The following is a 23532-nucleotide window of genomic DNA, read 5'->3' on the forward strand; positions in this document are numbered from 1 at the left end:
TCCTGAACTATTTTGGAATAACTGTGAAGAACCTCAGCCTCAGAACTCGACGCTTGCGCTGAGCACCAGGTTGCGCGTTTCACCTTCAGCAACGCGCAAATTGCCACCACTTGAGGTGTAATAGTGCTTGTTAAACAAGTTGTTGAGGTTTAATTGTAAATGCGTTTTTTTACCCAGCAGTTGATTGTCCCAGCCAATAAAACTGTCCGCGACGGTGTAAGCAGGCAGGGTGAAACTGTTGCTCGGATCGCCCGCACGCGTGCCCATATAACGAACCCCGCCGCCAATACGGAAACTGCCCGGCAACAGATTGAAGCGCAGATCGTGGCTTAAATAGACCGCGCCAGAATTTCGTGGTGCGTTTTGCAGACGGTTGCCATTATTAGTCGGGTCGGTTTTATCGTTAACGATTTTCGCCTCGTTGTAACTGTAATTGGCGCTAATATCCCAGTCAGGATAAATTTCACCGTTAACCTCTAATTCAATGCCACTGGAACGAGCTTTATCTACGGCATAGGTTCCATCGTTTAATGCTAAGGCAACATTGCGCTCATCTATACGGTAGAGCGCAACCGTGGCAAGCAGTGCCGGTGTCATCTGCCATTTGCTGCCGACTTCATAGGTCGTACCCTGTTCCGGTGCTTCAACGTCGCCGTTGTCATCCGGATTAGTCGATGGCGTAAACGATTTACTCAAACTGCCATAGAAAGATACTGTCGGTGTCAGCTTATAAATCAGCCCTGTTTGAGGCAAAAACTTATTACCTTCATCGCTATAAGTCAGAGTGGAATCACTGCCTCTTGATTCACGTTGTTCGAAGTGCTGATAACGAGCGCCAGCTACCACGGTCCATTGCGACGTCAGGTCAATATTGTCTTTAAAATAGACCGAGCGATTGTGAATGCGATTGAGCAAATTACTGTCGGCAGTTTTTTCCGTACTGCTGTCGGTGATGGTTGCTAATCCATAAACCGGGTTGCTCAGAGTGAAGTCAGTATTTTTTGTACCGTTATAAGCGTGTGCCCGGTAAGTTTGGTTCATTTCATAATCAGTACCGACCACCAGGTTATGCGTCATGCCAAATATTTCGGGCGTACCGATGGCATCCCACGAAACATATTTTGTTTTGTGGTTAAAGCCGCGGAAGGCATCCGGACGTCGCGTAACGACACCGGTGGTTGTATTAATGGCGGTGGTTGTCACGGTATTGCTGTTGTATTTGCGCTGGTTCATCCCTACGGTAACGCGGGTCGACCAAATGTCATTGAACTGATAATCCCAGTAGCTGTTGAAGGTCTGATTACGCCCCCACGCATGGTTGGAATAATCATCCAGACGGGTTTTATAACCGATATTGATCGGTTTCCCATTAATAAATGCCGTGCCGCGATCGTACGGAATATCATACTGATAACTTTCATAGCTGATATTAAAACTGGCTTTTTCGCCATACCACTGTAATGAAGGTGCCAGCAGATTATGTTTTTCGTTTCCGTATCCGCGCCAGTAGTTCTGCGCTTGTTTTTCGGCAATCAGACGGAAAGCAAAACCATTGCCCAGTGGGCCGGTAATATCAATATTTCCTGCACCGCCTCCAGTACTGTTGTAGTGTCCACCAACAATTGTGTGCCACTCATATTGCGGTTTTTTACTCACGACATTAATCATCCCACCGGGATTTAAAATACCGTATAACAGCGAAGACGACCCTTTCAACACTTCAACGTGATCCGTGGTGGCATCAAGATTGAGTCCCTGGCTACTACGGATACCGTCACGGAACACAGAACCATCGGAGTTTGAACCAAAGCCGCGGCGAACAATACCATCTTCCGTCTGGCCCAGCGTATTCGCTTGCGCAGCGCCACTAACAAAACGCATAGCATCGGACAGGGTGGTGGATTGATAATCACTCAGTTGTTTATTTGTCACCACGCTCACCGACTGCGCTTCATTCAGTTTAGAGGTGGGCGTTTTACTGGCGACCGACGTAGTTGGGCTGGAATATCCGGTGTCGGGTTGTTCTGTCTGTTGGGCGGCAGTCACCGTCAAGGTATTATTGTCGGTAGCGGCATAGCTGCCACCTGAAGAAATTAACGCACCACTGTATACCGCAAGCCATATTTTCCCCAAAGGGCGCTTGTGGTGTTGAATATTTTTATATTCATTCATTTCTGATTTTTTTCCCTGGCAATTATCACAAGCTGTTTTTTCATACTCTGACGCAATCCTGTCATGCTGCCGGCTGTTGTTGCGCGGAAGTGCGTGATCGGCAGGTCCGATATTGTTATCAAGACAAGGCGTAGTTGATAATGTAATTGATAATCATTCAAACATGAGGGAATGTAGTAGTAAATATAAATTTTAGCTTTTCCGCTACAGATACCCTCTCCACTCCTCTGGCAACAAAATGGATGTTAACAATACAAATAAATACTTATATTTCATTGCTTTACATTGTGATTACCTTGCCAGAAAATCATCGACAAATTGAAATTAACCTTTCTTTTTTTGCCTGTATTTTTCGCTTTACTACTACATTTTATGCACGCAGATCGCGAAAGATAATGATACTTATTACTTTTTGCAAGGGTGTATTCCACGTTACCAAACGGCTTATCGTTAACGTCACCCTTCACCACCGAGCATGATCGGAGGCAGCCTGGAATGCTGCTATAAAACGTGCTGGCATTCGCCGCCGTAATCCGTACCATACGCGACATACTTTTTGCCTGCTGGCTGATGCCAGCAGGTGCGGTCCCGTCGTTTATTGCGAATCAGATGGGGATCGAGAATGCGCAGAGGGTGTACCAGATTAATGCTACGGGGATTGAAGAGATGAATAGCAAGCAGGTTAAAATACTGAACGCTACAGTCGCCTGGTAGTCGATAGTGCCCCCGTCATGCCCCTTTTGCTGAAAATCGCTGGCTGAGACAGTAAATAATGCAACAAAATCAAGATAATACAAAAAAAGAGCAGTACAACCTGAACAAACTGCAAAAGCGTCTGCGTCGTAACGTGGGCGAAGCGATTGCCGATTTCAATATGATTGAAGAAGGCGATCGCATCATGGTGTGCCTGTCTGGAGGTAAAGACAGCTATACCCTGCTGGAAATTCTGCGCAATCTGCAACAAAGCGCGCCGGTTAACTTCTCGCTGGTGGCGGTCAATCTCGACCAGAAGCAACCCGGTTTCCCGGAACATGTGCTGCCAGCGTATCTGGATGCACTGGGCGTTGAGTATAAAATCGTTAACGAAGACACCTACTCCATCGTTAAAGAGAAAATCCCGGAAGGAAAAACCACCTGTTCGCTGTGTTCACGCCTGCGTCGTGGCATTCTTTACCGCACCGCGACGGAACTGGGTTGTACTAAAATCGCGCTCGGACATCATCGCGATGACATCCTGCAAACCCTGTTCCTGAACATGTTCTACGGCGGCAAAATGAAAGGTATGCCACCGAAGCTGATGAGCGACGATGGTAAGCATATCGTGATCCGCCCGCTGGCCTACTGCCGCGAGAAAGACATCATCCGCTTTGCCGAAGCCCGTCAGTTCCCGATTATTCCGTGCAACCTGTGTGGCTCTCAGCCTAACCTGCAACGCCAGGTGGTGGCGGATATGCTGCGTGACTGGGATAAACGCTATCCGGGACGGATCGAAACCATGTTCAGCGCGATGCAAAACATCGTCCCTTCGCATATGGCTGATATCAATCTGTTTGATTTCAAAGGTATTCAGCACGGTGATGCGGTGGTTGACGGTGGCGATCTGGCGTTTGACCGCGAATCGCTGCCGGTACAACCTGCGGGCTGGCAGCCGGAAGAGGAAGACGCACCCGATTTAAGCGCCCGTCTCGACGTATTGCAGATTAAGTAATTTCTCCCGGCACAAAAAAGGCGCGTCGCTTCGGCTACGCGCCTTTTTTATTAACGATGTGGCGGTGGATCGATGATCGGTGGATATTCGGGATCGTATGGCGGATCAGGTTCCGGCAACGGTTGTGGACGCGGAATCGGCTCCGGGATGGGAGGTGGATCGGTTGGAATGGGATCGGTGGCGTGGAATGTTTGCATGCCCTTCTCCTGGTTGCGAATGTCCTTTAAGCATAGGAAAAGGTCAGCGGCACTGGCAAACGGGCAAAAAAAAGCCGGCGGATAAGCCGGCGTTGTACGAATCAAATGTGCTATGCAGTAATTCAAAAAAGGAAGTAAGACAATATGGAGCGCAACGCCCATCGCTTGACGTTGCATTCACCTGCGAGAGAGAGTTTGCCCCTGTTGTCGGTTGCGGATATTGACGTCGATCAGTTTTTTTCCGCTTTTTTGCCCTTCTGGCCTTAATTTACAGCGAGTTACCTTTCGATAACCCATTGTTAACATTCGCAATGCGCTTATAACCATTTACGCCGTCTTAACCACCAGGCGAGTCCCACCACCAACACCAGCAGTAAAAAACAGAAAACGCTGAAGCCCATATGCCACGCGCCACCCGGTATCCCACCAAGGTTGACACCAAACAGGCCGGTTAAAAAAGTGGTCGGTAGGAAAATCATCGCCAGCAGAGACATGGTGTAAGTACGACGGTTCATCGCTTCCGCCATCACTGACGCAATTTCATCGGTCAGCACGGCGGTGCGCGCCACACCGGCATCCAGATCGTCCAGTCCACGACCCAGGCGATCGGCGATATCCTGCATACGCCGCCGTTCATCATCATCCATCCAGCCGAGCTTCTCGCTCGCCAGTCGCGCATAGACATCGCGCTGCGGGGCCATATAACGTCGCATCACAATCAATTGCTTGCGCAGCAGCGCCAGCTCACCGCGTGGTGGGATCTGCTGATCCATCAGCGCATCTTCCAGCTCGATAATCTTATCGTGCATCTCTTCAATAAATTCGCTGGCGTGATCGGTAAGTGCATCACAAACGTCAACCAGCCAGCTACCACCGTCCACCGGACCGTTACCGTTTTGCAGATCGGTAAGCACTTCATCAATCGCGTACACCTTGCGACGTCGCGTCGAGACAATCAGTTTGTCATTAATAAACACCCGCATCGCCACCAGTTGGTCCGGGCGCGAGTCGCTGTTGTGATTGACGCTGCGCAGCACAATCATAAAGCCATCACCCAGACGTGTAACACGCGGGCGCATGCTGTCGCCCGCCAGCGCATCACGCACCGAGTCGGGAATTAACGGGGTGTTTTGCAACCATTCAGCGCTTTGCTGCTGGGTGTAGTTGAGGTGCAACCAGCAGGGGCGCTCACAATTGACGACGTCAGTGTCCTCAATGGCGATCAATCCCCCCTGACCGTCAAGCTGACAAGCCACAATGGCATCCGAAACCTGCAATGCTTTACCTTCAATGACGTTCACGTACTCGCCTCTCTATCAAAATCAATACGATACAGTCTAGCGTGGCAGCGACGAGTTGCAATCTTCAGGCTGTGAGCAAACATGACAGGCGGCCAGAAAGGCCGCCAGAAAGGTAACTTAGTGTTTAGCAATCCACAGTTCGCGACTGTAGGCCACATCTTCCGGGTTGGTGATCGGGTAGCCCTTCACCCACGGCTTAATCAGACGCCCATTGGTGTACTGATAAATCGGCGCAATCGGGGCCTGCATCGCCAGAATTTGCTCGGCGCGGTTGTAGTCCTGATTACGCGCCTGCGCGCTCGTCTCGTTACTGGCTTTTGCCATCACCGCATCATAATCCGCGTTACGGAAACGCGCGATATTACCGGTATGACTGGAGGTCAGCAGGCTGAGGAAGGTGGACGGTTCGTTATAGTCCCCCACCCAGGAGGCACGGATCACATCGAAGTTGCCGCTGTTACGGCTGTCGATGTAGGTTTTCCACTCCTGGTTTTGCAGCGTGACATCAACCCCCAGATTCTTTTTCCACATCGACGCCACCGCGATAGCGATCTTCTGGTGACTTTCTGAGGTGTTATACAACAACGTCAGGTGCAGCGGTTTAGCCGGACCATACCCGGCGGCACTCAGCAGCGCTTTGGCCTGAACGTTTAACTCCTGCTGACTGTGCTGTTGCAGATAGCTCTGCTGCGGGGTAAAACCTGCGGTGACATCCGGCGTGAAATGCCAGGCCGGTTTCTCACCGGTACCTAACACTTTTTCCGCGATGATGCGGCGATCGATAGTCCATGTCAGCGCTTTGCGCACCCGTACATCCGCCGTTGGGCCTTTTTCGGTGTTAAAGGCGTAATAGTAAGTGCCTAGCTGGTCCGGGGTGTAGACCTGGCCCGGCAGCTCCTTCTTCAACAACGCGTACATGTTTTTCGGGAAGGATTCGGTGATATCGATATCACCGGCACGGTAGCGTTTGGTGGCGCTTGATTCTTCATTGATGGGGATAAAGGTGACTTTAGTCAGCACCGAATGGGCGTCATCCCAATAATGCGGGTTGCGCACCAGCACAATTTTCTCGTTCACCACCCGCGACTGAAGCTGATAGGCACCATTGCCGACCAGCTTGCCCGGCGCCGTCCAGCCATCACCGAATTCGGCGATAACTTTTTCCGGCACCGGAAACAAAGCGGCATTGGCAACCATACTTGGGAACCAGGGGACCGGGCGTGACAATGTCACCTTCAGTCGATTGCCATCCAGTGCCGTCACCCCAAGTTTATCGGCACTCATCTGGCCTTTGGTGATTGCCTCGGCATTTTCGATACCACTCAGGGCCGCGAACCAGGCGGAGGGTGAGCTGTTTTTCGGATCAACCAGGCGCTGCCAGCTGTAAACAAAATCCTGGGCGGTGACCGGATCACCATTGGACCAGCGCGCATCTTTACGAAGATTGAAAATCCAGGTTTTGTTGTCGTTACTGCTCCAGCTTTGCGCCACACCCGGCACGATATGACCTCGCGCATCCTGATTGGTCAGTCCTTCGAACAGGTCACGCATCACCTGGATTTCCGGCAGACCGACGGCTTTCATCGGGTCGAGCGAGGCGGGTTCATCTTTGATGTGGCGCACGATTTCCTGCACCGGGGCCAACTGCGCCCCGGATGGCACGGAAGCTGCCAACGCCGGTGTGATAGCACCGATAACCATTAAGGCAGCCAGGGTCTTGCGAAACGCTATTTTCATCACCACTCCTTTTACCCGAAAAAAGGCGGCTGCGAAAAAGGGAGGCGCCGCCAGCGACTTTTGGCACTTTATCGCAGATTGGTGATTGATAAATAGCTATTTTCTGATGTGCTGTTTACCGTTATGTTGAGGCTGGAGCCACGGTCACACTTCGCGTCATGTCGGGAATTGTTGGCACATTAAAACACGCGCGATAAACCGCGCTGCTACGAGGAAGTTTGCTTATGTCGTCACTACACCCGCGCCCGTTGCGCGGCAAGCTGGATGCTGTCTGGCAACAATATGGGCAATCGGTATTGGGTGCCCCGCTGCTGTGGTTTCCTGCGCCAGCGGCAGACGCCGATAGCGGTTTGATCATTGCCGGTACCCACGGCGATGAGAACGCGGCGGTCGCCACCTTGTCCGGCGCCATGCGTACCCTGCCGGAATCCCTGCGCCGTCATCACGTTATTCTGGCGGTGAATCCTGACGGATGTCAGCTTGGGCTGCGCGCCAATGCACGCAGTGTCGATCTCAACCGTAATTTCCCGGCCGCCAACTGGCAAAGCGGTGACACCGTGTATCGCTGGAATAGCGTGGCGGATGAGCGCGATGTGGTGTTGTCGACTGGAGAGCATCCCTCTTCCGAACCGGAAACCCAAGCGTTGTGCCAGCTAATCCATCAACTTAAACCGCGCTGGGTGGTGACCTGGCATGAACCGCTCGCTTGCATTGATGATCCCCATCACAGCGAGCTGGCGCAGTGGCTGTCACAGCAAACCCAATTGCCGGTGGTGAGCAGCGTCGGTTATGCCACGCCAGGTTCCTTCGGTAGCTGGTGTGACGATATCGGCCTGTTGTGCATCACCGCCGAAATGCCACCGATTTCGGTGGACGAAGCCACCGAAGTCTATCTGGAAACCATGATCAATCTGCTACGCTGGCAGCCGCTGGCATAAGCACACCGTTGGCGAAGCGTAACGACGGTTCCACATCTGCGGCCAGCCAGGTGGGGCCGTCGAGATCGGCGAATTGCGCCAGCGGCGTCAGCGGTAAGGCCGCCCGAATCGCACGCGAGGTGCACAGCATACAGCCGAGCATAATAGCGAAGCCCTGCTGCCGCGCACTGACCGCCAACGCCAGCGCTTCCGTCAGGCCACCGGTTTTATCCAGTTTGATATTCACCATGTCATAACGCCCGCGCAGGGCTGCCAGGCTGTCACGCGTGTGGCAGCTTTCATCGGCGCAAATCGGCAGCGGGTGGATAAAGTTCGCTAACGTGGCGTCATGCGCGGCGGGCAATGGTTGCTCCAGCATTGCTACCCCGAGGTCGGCCAGCAACTGGCAGCGCGCCGCCAGACCTTCTGCCTGCCACGATTCGTTAGCATCGACAATCAGCGTGGCCTCCGGCACCGCGCTGCGAATGGCGACCAGACGTTCGCTGATAAAGTTATTATCCAGCTTGATTTTCAAAAGCTGCGCGCCATGTTGCCACAGCGCCAGCGCGCTACTGGCCATAGCGTCAGGGGTATCGATGCTGACGGTATGGGCGGTGACGATGCGCGATGCCAGAGTGACGCCACATAACTCAGCCAGGCTTTGCTGCTGTTGCTGGCGCTCCAGATCCCACAGGGCGCAATCAATCGCGTTACGTGCTGCGCCAGCCGGCAGCGCCTGCTGTAACGCCGCGCGCGTCATACCGTTCTGTAACGGCGTCAGCACTGAGGCAATCTGCGCCAGCACCGAGGCTTCACTTTCGCCATAGCGCGCGTAAGGCGTGGCCTCACCGATGCCACGAACGCCATTTTCTTCCATTTCCACCACCACCACCTGCGCCTCGGTGCGGCTACCACGCGAAATCACAAAAGGGGAATGCAGCGGCCAGGCTTCCGGATAACTTTTCACCTTTCTCATTATTTCTCCTTAAATCCATCACTTAAATGCGAGCTGGCGCAGTTTCCGCTACGATTTGCCCTCGAAAACCCTTAAAAAATATGTCATAAACAACGGCTATACCTGTTCTGACCAAGTAAAAGTCAGATTTTTTCATCGTTAAAAGGAAATCGTATGTCTCAGAATGTTCACTTCCAGGGCAACCCGGTGCCAGTAGCAGGCCAGTTCCCACAGGCAGGCGCACAGGCTAAACCGTTCTCTCTGGTAGCTAAAGATCTCGCTGATGTGACCCTTTCTCAGTATGCAGGCAAACGTAAAGTCCTGAACATTTTCCCGAGCATTGATACCGGCGTTTGTGCCGCTTCTGTGCGCAAGTTCAACGAACTGGCTGGCAAAGCTGACAACACCGTGGTGCTGTGCATCTCCGCTGACCTGCCGTTTGCGCAGTCACGTTTCTGTGGTGCTGAAAGCCTGAATAACGTGGTGACATTGTCAACGCTGCGCGGTGCAGAATTTAAAGAAGATTACGGTGTGGCGATTGCCGATGGCGCGCTGAAAGGCCTGACCGCCCGTGCGGTGGTGGTACTGGATGAGAACGATAAAGTGATTTACAGCGAACTGGTGAACGAAATCACCAGCGAGCCGAACTACGATGCGGCGCTGGCTGCACTGAACTAAGTCACGGCACTGACCCGTAGCGGCGCGATTTATCGCGCGTCTGATAAAGAATCGCGCGATAAATCGCACCGTTACGGGATCATTTCCGGTTATTCGCTGTCGTTACGCTTCTGGCTCAAACCGTATTCACGTAACTTGTTGGCAATCGCGGTATGCGATACACCGAGTCGTTTCGCCAACTTGCGCGTACTGGGATAAGAAAGATACAGCCGCGTCAGGATTGAACGCTCAAAACGGCTGGTGATCTCATCCAGCGTACCTTCCATCGCCTCTTCCCCAATGGACACATCCAACGCCTGTTCCGGCAGGACGATATCCTGTGGGCGCAACTCGTATCCTTCCAACTGCGTCATCGCGCGATACAGCGCGTTTTTCAACTGTCGCACGTTACCGGGCCAACTGTAGCGTGTCAGGAAAGCAGTCAGTTGCGGTGACAGCCGAGGTCTTGGCAACCCCTGTTCATCGGCAAAGCGCGCGACAAACATCTCGGTCAACGGCAGGATATCCTGCGGGCGCTCACGCAGCGGCGGCAGATTGAGCGTCAGCACGTTGAGACGATAAAACAGGTCTTCACGGAATTCGCCGCGCTGCACCAGTTCCACCAGATTCTTTTGCGTCGCGCAGATCACGCGCACGTCCACATGCACTTCGTGTTCTTCACCCACCCGGCGGAAAGTACCATCGTTAAGGAAGCGCAGCAGTTTGGTTTGCATACGCGGTGACATCTCACCGATTTCATCCAGCAACACCGAACCGCCGTTAGCCTGCTCGAAGAAGCCTTTTTTGCCTTCCAGCGCATTGGGATAAGCGCCTGCGGCGTGACCAAACAGTTCACTTTCCGCCACGTCATCGGGCAACGAGGCGCAGTTCAGCGCGAGGAACGGCTTCTTGCCGCGCGCGCTGCGCAGATGGCAGGCCCGCGCCAGCATATCTTTGCCGGTGCCGGTGTCACCAACAATCAGCAACGGGGCATCGTGCATCGCCAGCTTGCGCGCCTGGTCCAGCACCTGACGCATTTTCGGCGTCACCGCGACAATATGATCAAACTCCGATTCATCCGTCACAGTCAGATTCTGCAACTGACGTCCCATGCGGGCGGTGGATTTCAGGGTGATCATTGCGCCAACCGGCTGATCGCTCTGGCCCTCTTCTTCCGCCAGATAGATTGGCCGTGCTTCCAGCAGGAAATCACGTCCCTGAATCACCACATGTTGCACTTCCGCTTCCACGCGATCGTTTTCAATCCAGCGTTGGAAGTTAAAACCGCTGATTAAGGAACCGGCATTCTGGTTGCGGATCTTTTGTTCGTCGAGGTTAAACAGGTTTTGTGCTGCCGGGTTAGCCAGTTCGACTTTGCATTTCAGGTCGATAGACAGCACCGGCTCCGGCATCGCCACCAGCAAGGCGCTGAGCGCACGGTGCTCGCGTTCTGATGGCATGTACGCCACGGTACGAACGTCTGTCACGCCAGGTGTACGGCGGATCTCCGCCATCAGCGAACTGAAAGATTCGAATTCCAGGGCAGAAAAGTTGAGGTAGATACGGCCAAGCGGGGCAATTTCAATGCCGCGCAGGTCGATATTGCGTGCAACCAGCAGGTCGAGCAGCTCGCGCGCCAGACCGATACGGTCCTGGCAGAAAACTTCCAAACGCATTGCGATGGCCTTAATCAGGTTTTGATTTTAGTGATAATACGCTAACTTGCGACGCCTCAGAAGGGGCCTGTCAGGAAAAGTTGACAGTCAGAGGCAGGCGATGGGCAAAATTGTAACGGAACAACCACGATTAATCCCGTCAAAAATCACAATTAACAAAGAAAATCTCACCTTTCACAGACTTTTTAGTGTGAAAGGTGAGCAGGCAGCGATTATTTAGCACTCTGCCCTGCTTTGCCCTCACTTTTGCTCAGGGTTTCTTTCAACTGGCCGATCAGCTCGCGGCGGAAGTCACCCAGTCGCGGTTTATCATCTTCCAGCCACGGCAGCGGGCGGCACAGTTCCATCGCTTTGATGCCAAGGCGTGCCGTCAACAACCCGGCACCAATCCCCTGTGCGGCACGGGCTGACAGGCGAGCGGCAATATCCTGTGACACCCAATCCATACCCACTTCGCGCACCAGTTCAGAGGCACCGGCAAACGCCATATTCAGCAACACCAGACGGAACAGACGCAGACGACTAAAATAGCCCAACTCAATGCCGTAAACAGTGGCGATGCGGTTCACCAGCCGCAGGTTGCGCCAGGCGATAAACGCCATATCCACCAGCGCCAGCGGGCTGACGGCGATCATCAGCGTCGCTTCTGCGGCATGGCGACTGATTTCGCGCCGCGCCTGGCGGTCCAGCACTGGCTGCACCAATTGGGCATACAACGTGACGATCTCGCGATCGTTATGGGTTTCATGCAACGCCGCGTGCCAGCGTTGCAACGCCGGATGCGCTTGATCGAGTTGGGCCTGCTGCGCCAGTTTTTCACAGAACGCACGCGCCTGACCGATGCCGTGGCTGTGCAGCAACTCGCGCCCCACATCGCGCTCCTCCGCGCGCTGGCGCAAGCGATACAACCGACGCCACTCACCAGCCAACGCTCCGGCACCCGCAGCGACAATCAAGCCACCTGCCACGCCGCTGCCCAGCGCAAACCAGTCGTGCGTCAGCCAGGCATCATGCATCCACTGCACCCCCTGGGCCACCACGCTGACAGCAAAAATCGCCAGGCCTGCCCCCACCATTTTGCGCCACAGGCTGCGTTTCGGACGCAGGGCGGCTTCCACCGCTTTTTCACCCGAGCCCTCCTCCAGCGGCTCCTCTTCACGCAGAGCAAGAAAGGCTCCTTCGGCATCAGCGTCGAAGGTCTGCGCGGCACGCAGTGGTTTCTCCACGTTGCTTTCCAGTGGGCGGGCAAAATCAATCCGCGGTTTTAACGGTGTTTCATCGTTCATCGCAATTTATCTCCCAGTAAAAATTCCAGCGCGGCATCCATGCGAATATGCGGCAGCGGACGATCAACATCGAGCTGCTGCGGCCGGAACTGTTCAAACTGAAATCCCTGTTGCTGCCAGAAACTGTGGCCAGGCAAACGTGGCGGCACTTCGCCGGGATAAAATGTCAGGGCTTCGCCATCTTCAAGACGATGCCCGCGCAGCGCTGGCAGTTTTTCGCCCCGATGATCCACCAGCCCACTCTCGGTCGCCTGCACTGAGGCCAGGCCAAGACAATCCATGCTGATACCTTCGAACGCCGCGTTTTGCCACGCATCCTGCACCAGTTGTTGTAACAGCGACACCATATTGGCGTGCTGATCGGCGGTGATGTGATCGGCTTTGGTGGCCGCGAATAACAACTTATCGATCACCGGGGAGAACAGGCGGCGAAACAGCGTGCGTTGACCGTAATGAAAACTCTGCATCAGTTGTGTCAGTGCCAGTCGCATGTCATTAAACGCCTGCGGCCCGCTGTTCAGCGGTTGCAAACAATCGACCAGGACAATCTGACGATCAAAACGCAGAAAATGATGCTTGTAGAAGCCCTTCACCACATGCTGGCAATAGTAGTTAAATCGCTGCTGCAACATTGCGTAGTTGCTGCCTGCCGGGGCCTGGCGCTGGATGTCCTCCACCTGCGGCCACGGGAAAAACTGCAACGCCGGTGCGCCTGCCATGTCTCCCGGTAAAACAAAGCGGCCAGGCTGGATAAAATGCAGACCCTGGTTTTTGCATTGATGCAGATAATCGGTCCAGGCAGCGGCAATCGCCGCCAGCCGGTTTTCATCAGCAGGAGCATAGGGATCGAGATCGGCACACAGGCTGCGCCACTGCTGCGCCCATGTCGCGCGATCGCCCTGCAACAAACCGAGCATCTGCCGCGACCAGCCCGCATAATCCTGTGCCAACATCGGTAAATCGAGCAGCCATTCTCCCGGATAATCGACAATTTCCAGGTACAGCGTGGCGGTATCTTTGAAATGCCGCAGTAGCGATTCATCCGGACGATAGCGCAGCGCGAGACGGATTTCACTGACACCCCGGGTAGGTGTGGGCCAAATGGGCGGCGTGCCATAGAGCTGGGCCAGGCCTTCGTCATAGGTGAAACGCGGCGTACCCAATTCGCGCTGCGGCACCCGTTTCACGCCCAACAGACGCTCTTCGCGCACCACGCTGAACAGCGGCAATCGGGAGCCGCTGTGGACATGGAGAAGCTGATTAACCAGCGAAGTAATAAAGGCGGTTTTGCCGCTACGGCTCAGACCGGTCACGGCAAGGCGCAGATGACGATCGACACCGCGATTCACCAACGCCATCAATTCATTTTGCAGTCTTTTCATCGCTCTCCCTGATGAAGCGTGCTGACAGGCGGTTAAACACCTTGCTCAGCAACGGTTCCAGCGCGAACGCCAGTAACAGACGTAACGGACGACGCGCCACCGATTTTACCGCCCAGCCCGCAATGCCGCCAGGCGCGTAAGTGACTGCACTGATAATGATAAATTTCCCCGCCGACTTCAACGCCGGTGCTGCGCGGCGGCGCAGAGTAGAAAAACGTTGGTCAGACAAGGCAACCTCCAGCATCAGATTTGACGAAAACGACTACGCACACTGAATGTTTCCGAGGTGACGTAGCGTTCAATATCCCGCACATGGCGTTCATCGAATTTGAGCGCGTCATCCAGCTCATCCAGCAACTGGCTGGCGCTCGGCGCGCGGTCAGCCGGTTCATCATCGGGTTTTACATCCAGCACAAAGCCAAGAATAAAGTAGATGATCAGGGTGAAGCCGAACAAACCAAAAAACATCGACAACACCACAATCACTCGCAGCAGCGTCACCGGAATGTCGAGATACTCGGCCACGCCCGCGCAGACGCCACGCACCTTGCCCTGCTGAGGAATACGCCACAGCTTGCGCCCCTTCAGGCTGTTTCCGCTCATGGCTGCCTCCAGTTCGGATGTTCTGCATCCAGAATCGCTTCCAGTGCTTCAACACGCTCGCGCATCCGGCGTGCATCCTGCGTCAGCTGCTGCAAACGCTGCATATCGTTTGATGATAGCTCCGCACCGCCGTTGCGTTTGTTGCTGTAGTGGAGCCATAACCAAATCGGTGCGACAAACAGCACGAAGATGGTCAGCGGTATGGCCAGAAAAAGTGCGCTCATTGACTCTCCTTAATCATTTAACCGGTCGCGGGGGCAGCCCAATTATTCGCCGCGATTCATTTTTTCTTTCAGTGCAGCCAACTGCTGGCTGATTTCGTCATCAGCTTTCAATTCTGCGAATTGCTGGTCCAGGCTTTTCGGCTTACCAAAACGCTGGCTTTCAGCTTCGGCTTCCATGTGGTCGATACGACGTTCGAATGATTCGAAACGTGCCATCGCGTCATCCAGTTTGCCGCTGTCGAGCTGGCGACGTACATCACGCGATGAAGAGGCGGCCTGATGACGCAGGGTCAGCGCCTGCTGACGGGCACGGGTTTCGCTGAGTTTTTTCTCCAGCTCACCAATCTCGCCTTTCATCCGTTCCAGCGTCTCTTCTACCTGCGTCACTTCCTGCTGCAACGCCGCGATTAAATCGGTCAATTTCTGTTTTTCGATCAACGCCGAACGCGCCAGGTCATCTTTATCTTTGCGCAGCGCCAGTTCGGCTTTTTCCTGCCATTCGGCCTGCTGAATATCTGCCTGCTCAATGCGGCGCAGCAGTTGTTTCTTCTCTGCCAGTGCCCGGGCTGAGGTGGAACGCACTTCCACCAGCGTGTCTTCCATTTCCTGAATCATCAGGCGTACCAGTTTCTGCGGATCTTCGGCGCGCTCCAGCAGTGAATTGATGTTAGCGTTCACGATGTCGGCAAAACGAGAAAAAATACCCATAATGATGTTCCTCTAAGTGTCATAGGTTGGCGCAAGGCGCTCATCACTAATACAAAAGCCGTGCCAGTTTTTATCTTATTGAATTGACTGCAATTGATTATTTTACACTCCCCACTTTTTCCCTTAAGGTAGTGAAATTGATTAACTGATAGTGAAATTCATCATGGCGAATGGCAACGATAACCTGCTGGGCGAATCTAACAACTTTCTTGAAGTGCTGGAACAGGTTTCCCGCCTTGCCCCACTGGGAAAACCGGTGCTGGTGATTGGTGAACGCGGCACCGGCAAGGAACTTATTGCCAGCCGCCTGCATTTTCTCTCCGACCGTTGGCAAGGCCCGTTTGTCTCCCTGAACTGTGCCGCATTAAATGAAAACCTGCTCGACTCTGAATTGTTCGGCCATGAGGCAGGGGCATTCACCGGCGCACAAAAGCGCCATCTTGGCCGCTTTGAACGTGCCGATGGTGGCACATTATTTCTGGATGAGCTGGCGACAGCACCGATGCTGGTACAGGAAAAACTGCTGCGGGTGATTGAATATGGCCAACTGGAACGCGTGGGTGGCAACCAGTCGTTGCAGGTAAACGTACGTCTGGTGTGTGCCACCAATGAGGATCTTCCTGCGCTGGCGGCGGCGGGAAAATTTCGCGCCGACCTGCTGGATCGACTGGCGTTTGATGTGGTGCAGCTACCGCCGCTGCGCGAAAGGCGCAGCGATATTCTGGTGATGGCGGAGCACTTTGCGATTCAGATGTGCCGTGAGCTGGGCTTGCCGCTGTTTCCCGGTTTCACCGAACAGGCGCAGCAGACGCTATTAAATTACGGCTGGCCGGGAAACGTGCGAGAGCTGAAAAACGTGGTGGAACGTTCGGTTTATCGCCATCACAGCGTCGACGCTCAACTGGATAACATCATTATCAATCCGTTTGCGCCGCGAAATACGCCTGCGCCCGATGTGGTCAGTGGAGAAAGTGGCGTGCCTGCCCTGCCACTCGATTTGCGTCAATGGCAAAATCAGCAGGAGCGCCAACTGGTTGATCGCAGCCTCGCAGAGGCGAAATATAATCAACGCCGTGCGGCCGACTTGCTGGGTGTGACCTATCACCAGCTACGGGCGATGATGAAGAAGCACGGGATTCAGGTGCGGGACGAAGGTTAACTCCCGCGCATGTCCGATTTGTAGCAGCGCAATTTATCGCGCTGTTTTGGAAAGGCGCGCGATAAATCGCGCCGCTACGGGAGCATACCTGAGTATGTGACCGGGGTGAGCAACCGCAGCCAACGCCGCTACGTTGTTGTAAACAGGCTTTTCGAAATATTTTGTGCTGTAGCAAGGCGGCAAGGGCGCGAATCCCCGGGAGCATACCTGAGTATGTGACCGGGGTGAGCAACCGCAGCCAACGCCGCTACAGTGCAAAATATGAAGAAAAAAAAAGCCCGCAGAAGCGGGCAACTTAATACTGGAAGCAATGTGAGCAATGTCGTGCTCTTCTTCGGTAGAGCCACCGTCGAAGCGCAGAAGAATAATAATCATTCTTATTATCATCTGTAAAGCCCTAATTGAGAATTTTTCTCATTTCCACACTAACGGTGTGATTACCCCGCCGTCGGGATGGCGAAAAAGACAGCACAATTCGTCTTAATTTGGGGAGTACCCGGCGTTTGCGATACACTCTCGCTATTGCCTCAGAATCGTTGAGTTCTATGCCAAAATTAATCCCCACGCTGCTGCTCGGTCTCAGCGTATTGAGTGCGTCTGTCTGGGCTGCACCTGCGAGCGACATTCGTCAAAGCGGCTTTGTTTATTGCGTTAACGGCACGGTAAATACCTTCAATCCGCAAATGGCGAGTAGCGGTCTGGTGGTCGATACCCTCGCCGCGCAGCTTTACGACCGTCTGCTGGATGTCGATCCTTACACCTATCGCCTGGTGCCTGACCTCGCGCAGAGCTGGGAGGTGCGGGATAACGGCGCGACTTACCGTTTCCATCTGCGCAAAGATGTGCCCTTCCAGCACACCAATTGGTTCACCCCTACCCGTAATATGAATGCCGACGATGTGGTGTTCAGCTTTGCCCGCATGTTCGATCGCCAGCACCCCTGGCATAACGTCAACGGTGGCAGCTATCCCTATTTCGATAGCCTGCAATTTGCTGACTCGGTGCAGAGCGTGAAAAAACTCGACAACGATACCGTCGAAATTCGCCTGAACAGCCCGGATGCATCATTCCTGTGGCATATCGCCACCCATTACGCACCGGTGCTCTCCAAAGAGTACGCTGACAAGCTGACTGCTAAAGGCCAGCAAGAGCGGCTGGATCGGGAACCGGTCGGCACCGGCCCGTTCCAGCTTAGCGAATACCGTACCGGGCAATACCTGCGTCTGGCGCGCAATCCCCACTACTGGAAAGGCGTGCCGCGTTTACAACAGGTGGTCATTGACCTCGGTGTCGGTGGGACCGGTCGCTTATCAAAATTGCTGACCGGCGAGTGTGATGTGCTGGCCTATCCTGCCGCCAGTCAGCTCAGCATTCTGCGTGACGATCCCCGCCTGCGCATGACGTTGCGTCCGGGGATGAATATCGCCTATCTGGCATTTAATACCCGTAAACCGCCGCTGGATCGCCCCGAAGTCCGCCACGCGCTGGCGCTGGCAATCAATAATGAACGTCTGATGGAGTCGATTTATTACGGCACCGCGGAAACGGCGGCCTCGATTCTGCCGCGCGCGTCCTGGGCGTATGATAATGATGCGCGGGTGACCGAATACAATCCGGCCAAAGCGCGGGAACAATTGAAAGCGCTGGGGGTGGAGAATCTCCATCTGCGGCTGGTGGTGCCGACAGCATCGCAGGCGTGGAATCCCAGCCCGTTAAAAACTGCTGAATTGTTACAGGCCGATTTGTCACAGGTGGGGGTACGCGTCACCATCGTGCCGGTTGAGGGGCGTTTTCAGGAAGCGCAACTGATGGCGATGAACCATGATATCACCCTGACCGGCTGGGCCACCGACAGCAACGATCCCGATAGCTTCTTCCGCCCGCTGTTGAGCTGTGCGGCGATTCGTTCGCAAACCAACTACGCACACTGGTGCTCGCCAGCATTTGATGAAGTGTTGCAACGCGCCCTGCTGTCACAACAGTTGTCGGCTCGCATTGAGCGTTATGATGAAGCACAGCAGATCCTGGCGCGAGAGTTGCCGGTGTTGCCACTGGCGTCATCGCTGCGATTGCAGGCGTATCGCCACGATATTAAAGGTCTGGTACTGAGTCCATTTGGCAACGCCTCGTTCGCAGGCGTTTATCGTGACGAACGCAGCGAGGAATAATCATGATCATCTATATCTTGCGTCGTCTGCTGCTGCTGATCATTACGCTGTTTTTGCTGTCGCTGGTCAGCTTCAGTCTCAGTTACTTCACCCCGAATGCCCCGTTGGAAGGTGCGTCGCTGTTTGATGCCTGGTGGTTCTGGTTTAAGGGTTTGTTGCAGCTCGATTTTGGTGTTTCCAGCACCAACGGCCAATTGATCGATCTCCAGTTGCGCGAGGTTTTTCCTGCCACCCTTGAACTGTGCATTCTGGCGTTTATGTTGGCCCTGCTGGTCGGTATTCCGCTGGGGATCTGCGCCGGGGTGATGCGTAATAAGTGGCAGGACAAGGCCATCAGCGCGCTGGCACTGCTTGGCTTCTCTATGCCGGTGTTCTGGCTGGCGCTGCTGTTTACCCTGTTCTTCTCATTAACCCTCGGCTGGCTGCCAGTATCAGGGCGTTTTGATTTGCTCTACCCGGTGCAGAACGTCACCGGTTTTGCGCTGATTGACGCCTGGATAAGCCACTCACCGTGGCGTCATGAAATGTTGATGAGCGCGCTGAACCATATGATTTTGCCGGTGATCGTACTGGCGGTGGCACCCACTACCGAAGTGATTCGCCTGCTGCGCGGCAGTACCAGCGAAGTGATGGATAAGAACTATGTCAAAGCAGCAGCCACGCGGGGTTTGTCACGCTTTACCATTATCCGTCGTCATGTGCTGCATAATGCGTTGCCGCCAGTGATCCCACGTCTGGGTTTGCAGTTCTCCACCATGTTGACGCTGGCGATGATTACTGAAGTGGTATTCAACTGGCCGGGGCTGGGCCGTTGGTTGATCAACGCCATTCGCCAGCAGGATTATGCAGCGATTTCAGCTGGCGTGATGGTGGTGGGTAGCCTGGTGATTGTGGTTAATGTGTTATCTGACATTGTCGGTGCCGCACTTAATCCATTGAAACATAAGGAATGGTATGCCCTACGATAATATCTACGCCGAAAAACGGCAGCCCGGCACCTTCCGCCTTAGCTGGCAGCGTTTTTACCACGACACCAGCGCGATGATTGGTCTATACGGCTTCGGCGCGTTGCTGTTTTTGTGCCTGTTTGGCGGTTTGCTGGCCCCTTATGGCATCGACCAGCAGTTCCTTGGCTACCAGTTGCTACCGCCGTCGTGGTCCCGCTATGGCGATGTGTCGTTCTTTCTCGGCACTGACGATCTGGGCCGCGATGTATTGAGCCGTCTGCTGAGCGGTGTCGCGCCCACAGTGGGATCCGCCATTCTGGTGACATTGCTGGCCAGCTTCTGCGCCCTGTTACTCGGCGTGCTGGCGGGCATTACCCACGGTTTGCGTTCAGCGGTGATGAATCACGTACTGGATACCCTGCTGTCAATTCCGTCGCTGCTGCTGGCGATCATCGTGGTGGCGTTTCTTGGCCCGCGCCTCGAACATGCAATGCTGGCGGTATGGCTGGCGCTGATCCCGCGACTGGTGCGCGAAATCTACACCGCCGTGCATGACGAGATGGAAAAAGAGTATGTGGTGGCGTTGCGCCTTGATGGTGCGCGCAATCTGAATATTTTGTGGAACGCGGTGCTGCCGAATGTGCTGCCGCTGCTGGTCGGGGAATTTACCCGCGCCCTGTCGATGGCGATCCTTGATATCGCGGCCCTCGGCTTTCTCGATCTTGGCGCACAGCTGCCTTCGCCCGAATGGGGCGCGATGCTGGGTGACTCGCTGGAACTGATTTACGTTGCGCCCTGGACCGTGATGCTGCCCGGCGCAGCGCTGATGGTGAGTGTGTTGATTGTTAACCTGCTGGGCGATGGCATCCGTCGCGCCGTAGAAGCGGGAGCTGAATAATGCCGTTACTTGATATCCGCAATCTGACCATCGAATTTATGACTGCCGAAGGGCCGGTAAAAGCCGTCGACCGCATCAACCTCACCCTGACCGAAGGCGAAGTGCGCGGTCTGGTGGGCGAATCCGGCTCCGGCAAAAGCCTGGTAGCGAAAGCCATCTGTGGCGTCACCAAAGACAACTGGCGCGTCACCGCCGACCGTATGCGTTTCGATGATATCGATTTACTGCGCCTTTCGCCGCGCGAGCGCCGTCGCATCGTCGGCCATAACGTGTCGATGATTTTCCAGGAGCCGCAATCCTGCCTTGATCCCTCAGAAAGTATTGGTCGCCAGTTGATGCAGGCCATCCCACGTTGGACCTTTAAAGGTCACTGGTATCAACGGCTGTGGTTCTGGCGCAAAGCGCGCGCCATTGAGCTGTTGCACCGCGTCGGCATCAAGGATCATAAAGACATTATGCGCAGTTTCCCCTATGAGCTGACCGAGGGGGAGTGTCAGAAGGTGATGATTGCCATCGCGCTGGCGAATCAGCCACGTCTGTTGATCGCCGATGAGCCGACTAACGCGATGGAGCCCACCACCCAGGCCCAGATCTTCCGCCTGTTAAGCCGCCTTAACCAGAACAACAACACCACCATTTTGCTGATCAGCCATGACTTACGCACCATGAGCCAGTGGGCCGATCGCATTAACGTGATGTATTGCGGCCAGACGGTAGAAACCGCGCAAAGTGAAGACCTGATGGGAACGCCCCACCATCCTTACACCCAGGCGCTGATCCGCGCGATGCCCGATTTCGGTAGTGCACTGCCGCATAAAAGCCGTCTCAATACCCTGACCGGGGCGATTCCCTCGCTGGAGCATCTGCCAATTGGCTGCCGTCTCGGGCCGCGCTGTCCCTATGCACAACGCAAATGCATTGAGACACCGCGTCTCAACGGAAACAAAGCGCATCTCTACGCCTGCCACTTCCCGCTGAATATGGAGGGCCAGTAAGCATGGAAACGCTGCTTGAAGTGCGCAACCTGAGCAAAACCTTCCGTTATCGCACCGGGTTATTCCGCCGTCAGCATGTGGAAGCGGTGAAAGATGTCAGTTTTACCCTGCGCGATAAACAGACACTGGCGATTATTGGTGAGAACGGCTCCGGCAAATCCACGCTGGCGAAGATGTTAAGTGGCATGGTCGCGCCGACTGAAGGACAGATCCTGATTGACGATCATCCGCTGGAGTATGGTGACTACGGTTATCGTAGCCAGCGCATCCGCATGATTTTTCAGGACCCGTCGACCTCACTCAATCCACGCCAGCGCGTCAGTCAGATCCTGGACTTCCCCTTACGGTTGAACACCGAGCTGGACGATGAAGAGCGCGAGAAGCGCATTATCGCCACGCTGCGCCAGGTCGGTTTGCTGCGCGATCATGCCGGATATTACCCGCATATGCTGGCTCCCGGGCAAAAGCAACGCCTGGCACTGGCGCGTGCGCTGATCCTGCAACCAAAGGTGATTATCGCCGATGAAGCACTGGCGTCGCTGGATATGACCATGCGCTCGCAGTTGGTCAATTTAATGCTGGAACTTCAGGAGAAGCACGGCATCTCCTATATTTATGTCACGCAGCATATCGGCATGATGAAGCACATCAGCGACCAGGTGCTGGTGATGCATCAGGGCGAGGTGGTGGAACGTGGCGGCACCGCCGATGTGCTGGCCTCCCCGCTGCACGAGCTGACCAAACGGTTAATTGCCAGCCATTTTGGTGAAGCACTCACCGCCGAAGCCTGGCGGCGTGAACGTTGATTGTTCGCTGCATCGCGGAAAACGCGGTGCGATTTACCGCATTTGACAGAGACGTGCTAGAATCCGCACGTCGATTAACGTCGGTCGCACACTTTTTAATCATTGCGACCGCCAACAACAATGACCATAAGGATTACAGCTATGGGTTTTCTTTCCGGTAAGCGCATTCTGATTACTGGCGTTGCCAGTAAACTTTCCATCGCCTACGGTATTGCGCAGGCGATGCACAAACAGGGCGCAGAACTGGCTTTCACCTACCAGAACGACAAACTGAAAGGTCGTGTGGAAGAGTTTGCTAAAGAATTGGGTTCAGACATTGTTCTGCCGTGCGATGTGGCAGAAGACGAGAGCATCACTGCGCTGTTCACCGAACTGGCAAAAACCTGGCCGAAATTTGACGGTTTCGTTCACTCCATCGGTTTCGCCCCAGGCGACCAGCTGGATGGTGACTATGTCAACGCCGTTACTCGTGAAGGCTTCAAAATCGCTCACGACATCAGCGCCTACAGCTTCGTCGCGATGGCCAAAGAGTGCCGTGCGATGCTGAACCCGAATTCAGCACTGCTGACCCTGTCTTACCTGGGTGCAGAGCGCGCTATCCCGAACTACAACGTGATGGGTCTGGCGAAAGCGTCTCTGGAAGCCAACGTTCGTTACATGGCGAACGCGATGGGTCCGGAAGGCGTGCGTGTTAACGCCGTGTCTGCTGGCCCGATCCGTACTCTGGCTGCTTCAGGCATCAAAGACTTCCGTAAGATGCTGGCACACTGCGAAGCGGTTACCCCGATTCGTCGTACCGTGACTATCGAAGACGTAGGTAACTCTGCGGCTTTCCTGTGCTCCGACCTGGCCGGTGGTATCACGGGTGAAGTGGTACACGTTGATGGCGGCTTCAGCATTGCCGCGATGAACGAGCTGGAACTGAAATAAGTTCCTGAGGGCGAGCCTGGCTCGCCCTTTTCTTTTTCAATCCGCGCGATAAATCGCGCCGCTACACGCCCCCCTTATACATTCTTGCTATTAATTATCACCGATC

General features: G+C 54.5%; 22 protein-coding genes and 1 pseudogene. 11 read left to right on the top strand and 12 right to left on the bottom strand.

Features of this window, described 5'->3' with window-relative positions; genetic code table 11:
* Nucleotides 1-39: 39 nt before the first annotated feature.
* Nucleotides 40-2172 (bottom strand): TonB-dependent siderophore receptor, encoded by a 2133-nt coding sequence (locus tag AC6I8N_RS10895; protein ID WP_021183140.1) that lies wholly within the window; start codon nt 2170-2172, stop codon nt 40-42.
* 485 nt (nt 2173-2657) lie between these two features.
* Here AC6I8N_RS10895 and AC6I8N_RS10900 point away from each other — a divergent pair.
* Both AC6I8N_RS10900 and ttcA read left to right on the top strand, forming a co-directional pair.
* Nucleotides 2658-2886: pseudogene (locus tag AC6I8N_RS10900) on the top strand (site-specific integrase); the annotation flags it as partial.
* 58 nt (nt 2887-2944) lie between these two features.
* Nucleotides 2945-3880 (top strand): tRNA 2-thiocytidine(32) synthetase TtcA, encoded by a 936-nt coding sequence (gene ttcA / locus AC6I8N_RS10905; RefSeq protein WP_415173707.1) that lies wholly within the window; start codon nt 2945-2947, stop codon nt 3878-3880.
* Between the two features lie 50 nt (nt 3881-3930).
* Here ttcA and AC6I8N_RS10910 read toward each other — a convergent pair whose 3' ends face one another.
* The 3 genes from AC6I8N_RS10910 to AC6I8N_RS10920 form a co-directional block, all read right to left on the bottom strand.
* Nucleotides 3931-4077: a hypothetical protein gene (locus AC6I8N_RS10910; protein ID WP_021183137.1), complete on the bottom strand. Its 147-nt coding sequence runs from the start codon at nt 4075-4077 to the stop codon at nt 3931-3933.
* 317 nt (nt 4078-4394) lie between these two features.
* Nucleotides 4395-5378, bottom strand: coding sequence for a zinc transporter ZntB (gene zntB, locus AC6I8N_RS10915; protein WP_021183136.1), 984 nt, complete (start codon nt 5376-5378; stop codon nt 4395-4397).
* 117 nt (nt 5379-5495) lie between these two features.
* The gene (locus tag AC6I8N_RS10920) at nt 5496-7115 is read right to left on the bottom strand and encodes a peptide ABC transporter substrate-binding protein (protein WP_497829044.1); all 1620 of its coding nucleotides are present in this window, start codon (nt 7113-7115) and stop codon (nt 5496-5498) included.
* A 224-nt stretch (nt 7116-7339) separates the two neighbouring features.
* On the opposite strand from AC6I8N_RS10920, the gene mpaA reads away from it, so the two are divergent.
* Nucleotides 7340-8053, top strand: coding sequence for a murein tripeptide amidase MpaA (mpaA, locus tag AC6I8N_RS10925; protein WP_497829045.1), 714 nt, complete (start codon nt 7340-7342; stop codon nt 8051-8053).
* Here mpaA and ycjG read toward each other — a convergent pair.
* Entirely contained in the window at nt 8022-9008 is a 987-nt protein-coding gene (gene ycjG / locus AC6I8N_RS10930; protein WP_021183133.1) for an L-Ala-D/L-Glu epimerase, read from the bottom strand. The genes mpaA and ycjG overlap by 32 nt on opposite strands.
* Before the next feature lie 153 nt (nt 9009-9161).
* On the opposite strand from ycjG, the gene tpx reads away from it, so the two are divergent.
* Entirely contained in the window at nt 9162-9665 is a 504-nt protein-coding gene (gene tpx / locus AC6I8N_RS10935) for a thiol peroxidase (RefSeq protein WP_021183132.1), read from the top strand.
* An 89-nt stretch (nt 9666-9754) separates the two neighbouring features.
* On the opposite strand, the gene tyrR is transcribed toward tpx, so the two are convergent.
* From tyrR to pspA, 7 genes are all read right to left on the bottom strand, one after another.
* Complete coding sequence (gene tyrR, locus AC6I8N_RS10940; RefSeq protein WP_497829046.1) at nt 9755-11320, bottom strand: transcriptional regulator TyrR; 1566 nt, start codon at nt 11318-11320, stop codon at nt 9755-9757.
* Between the two features lie 212 nt (nt 11321-11532).
* Nucleotides 11533-12606, bottom strand: coding sequence for a TIGR01620 family protein (locus AC6I8N_RS10945; protein ID WP_497829047.1), 1074 nt, complete (start codon nt 12604-12606; stop codon nt 11533-11535).
* Nucleotides 12603-13988 (bottom strand): YcjX family GTP-binding protein, encoded by a 1386-nt coding sequence (locus AC6I8N_RS10950; protein ID WP_497829048.1) that lies wholly within the window; start codon nt 13986-13988, stop codon nt 12603-12605. Before AC6I8N_RS10950 ends, AC6I8N_RS10945 begins: the two co-directional genes overlap by 4 nt.
* Complete coding sequence (pspD, locus tag AC6I8N_RS10955) at nt 13969-14217, bottom strand: phage shock protein PspD (protein WP_497829049.1); 249 nt, start codon at nt 14215-14217, stop codon at nt 13969-13971. Before pspD ends, AC6I8N_RS10950 begins: the two co-directional genes overlap by 20 nt.
* A gap of 14 nt (nt 14218-14231) precedes the next feature.
* The gene (gene pspC, locus AC6I8N_RS10960) at nt 14232-14591 is read right to left on the bottom strand and encodes an envelope stress response membrane protein PspC (RefSeq protein ID WP_021183126.1); all 360 of its coding nucleotides are present in this window, start codon (nt 14589-14591) and stop codon (nt 14232-14234) included.
* The gene (pspB, locus tag AC6I8N_RS10965; RefSeq protein ID WP_013509216.1) at nt 14588-14815 is read right to left on the bottom strand and encodes an envelope stress response membrane protein PspB; all 228 of its coding nucleotides are present in this window, start codon (nt 14813-14815) and stop codon (nt 14588-14590) included. Before pspB ends, pspC begins: the two co-directional genes overlap by 4 nt.
* Nucleotides 14816-14857: 42 nt before the next feature.
* A complete protein-coding gene (gene pspA / locus AC6I8N_RS10970; RefSeq protein WP_021183125.1) occupies nt 14858-15523 on the bottom strand; it encodes a phage shock protein PspA in 666 nt (221 codons plus the stop codon).
* 163 nt (nt 15524-15686) lie between these two features.
* On the opposite strand from pspA, the gene pspF reads away from it, so the two are divergent.
* From pspF to fabI, 7 genes are all read left to right on the top strand, one after another.
* On the top strand, nt 15687-16682 hold the full coding sequence (gene pspF / locus AC6I8N_RS10975; RefSeq protein ID WP_497829050.1) for a phage shock protein operon transcriptional activator: 996 nt from the start codon (nt 15687-15689) through the stop codon (nt 16680-16682).
* Nucleotides 16683-17227: 545 nt separating this feature from the next.
* Nucleotides 17228-18850, top strand: coding sequence for an ABC transporter substrate-binding protein SapA (gene sapA, locus AC6I8N_RS10980; protein WP_497829051.1), 1623 nt, complete (start codon nt 17228-17230; stop codon nt 18848-18850).
* Nucleotides 18851-18852: 2 nt separating this feature from the next.
* Nucleotides 18853-19818 carry a putrescine export ABC transporter permease SapB gene (sapB, locus tag AC6I8N_RS10985; RefSeq protein WP_497829052.1) on the top strand — a complete coding sequence of 322 codons (966 nt, stop codon included), beginning with the start codon at nt 18853-18855 and terminating at the stop codon, nt 19816-19818.
* Nucleotides 19805-20695, top strand: a complete 891-nt coding sequence (gene sapC / locus AC6I8N_RS10990; RefSeq protein WP_021183121.1) for a putrescine export ABC transporter permease SapC — start codon at nt 19805-19807, stop codon at nt 20693-20695. Before sapB ends, sapC begins: the two co-directional genes overlap by 14 nt.
* Nucleotides 20695-21690 carry a putrescine export ABC transporter ATP-binding protein SapD gene (sapD, locus tag AC6I8N_RS10995; RefSeq protein WP_021183120.1) on the top strand — a complete coding sequence of 332 codons (996 nt, stop codon included), beginning with the start codon at nt 20695-20697 and terminating at the stop codon, nt 21688-21690. Before sapC ends, sapD begins: the two co-directional genes overlap by 1 nt.
* Nucleotides 21691-21692: 2 nt before the next feature.
* Nucleotides 21693-22496 carry a putrescine export ABC transporter ATP-binding protein SapF gene (gene sapF, locus AC6I8N_RS11000; RefSeq protein ID WP_021183119.1) on the top strand — a complete coding sequence of 268 codons (804 nt, stop codon included), beginning with the start codon at nt 21693-21695 and terminating at the stop codon, nt 22494-22496.
* Between the two features lie 141 nt (nt 22497-22637).
* Nucleotides 22638-23426 carry an enoyl-ACP reductase FabI gene (gene fabI / locus AC6I8N_RS11005; protein WP_021183118.1) on the top strand — a complete coding sequence of 263 codons (789 nt, stop codon included), beginning with the start codon at nt 22638-22640 and terminating at the stop codon, nt 23424-23426.
* Nucleotides 23427-23532 lie beyond the last annotated feature (106 nt).

This window comes from Pantoea sp. X-Soil-TKNS-1279 (assembly GCF_059730565.1).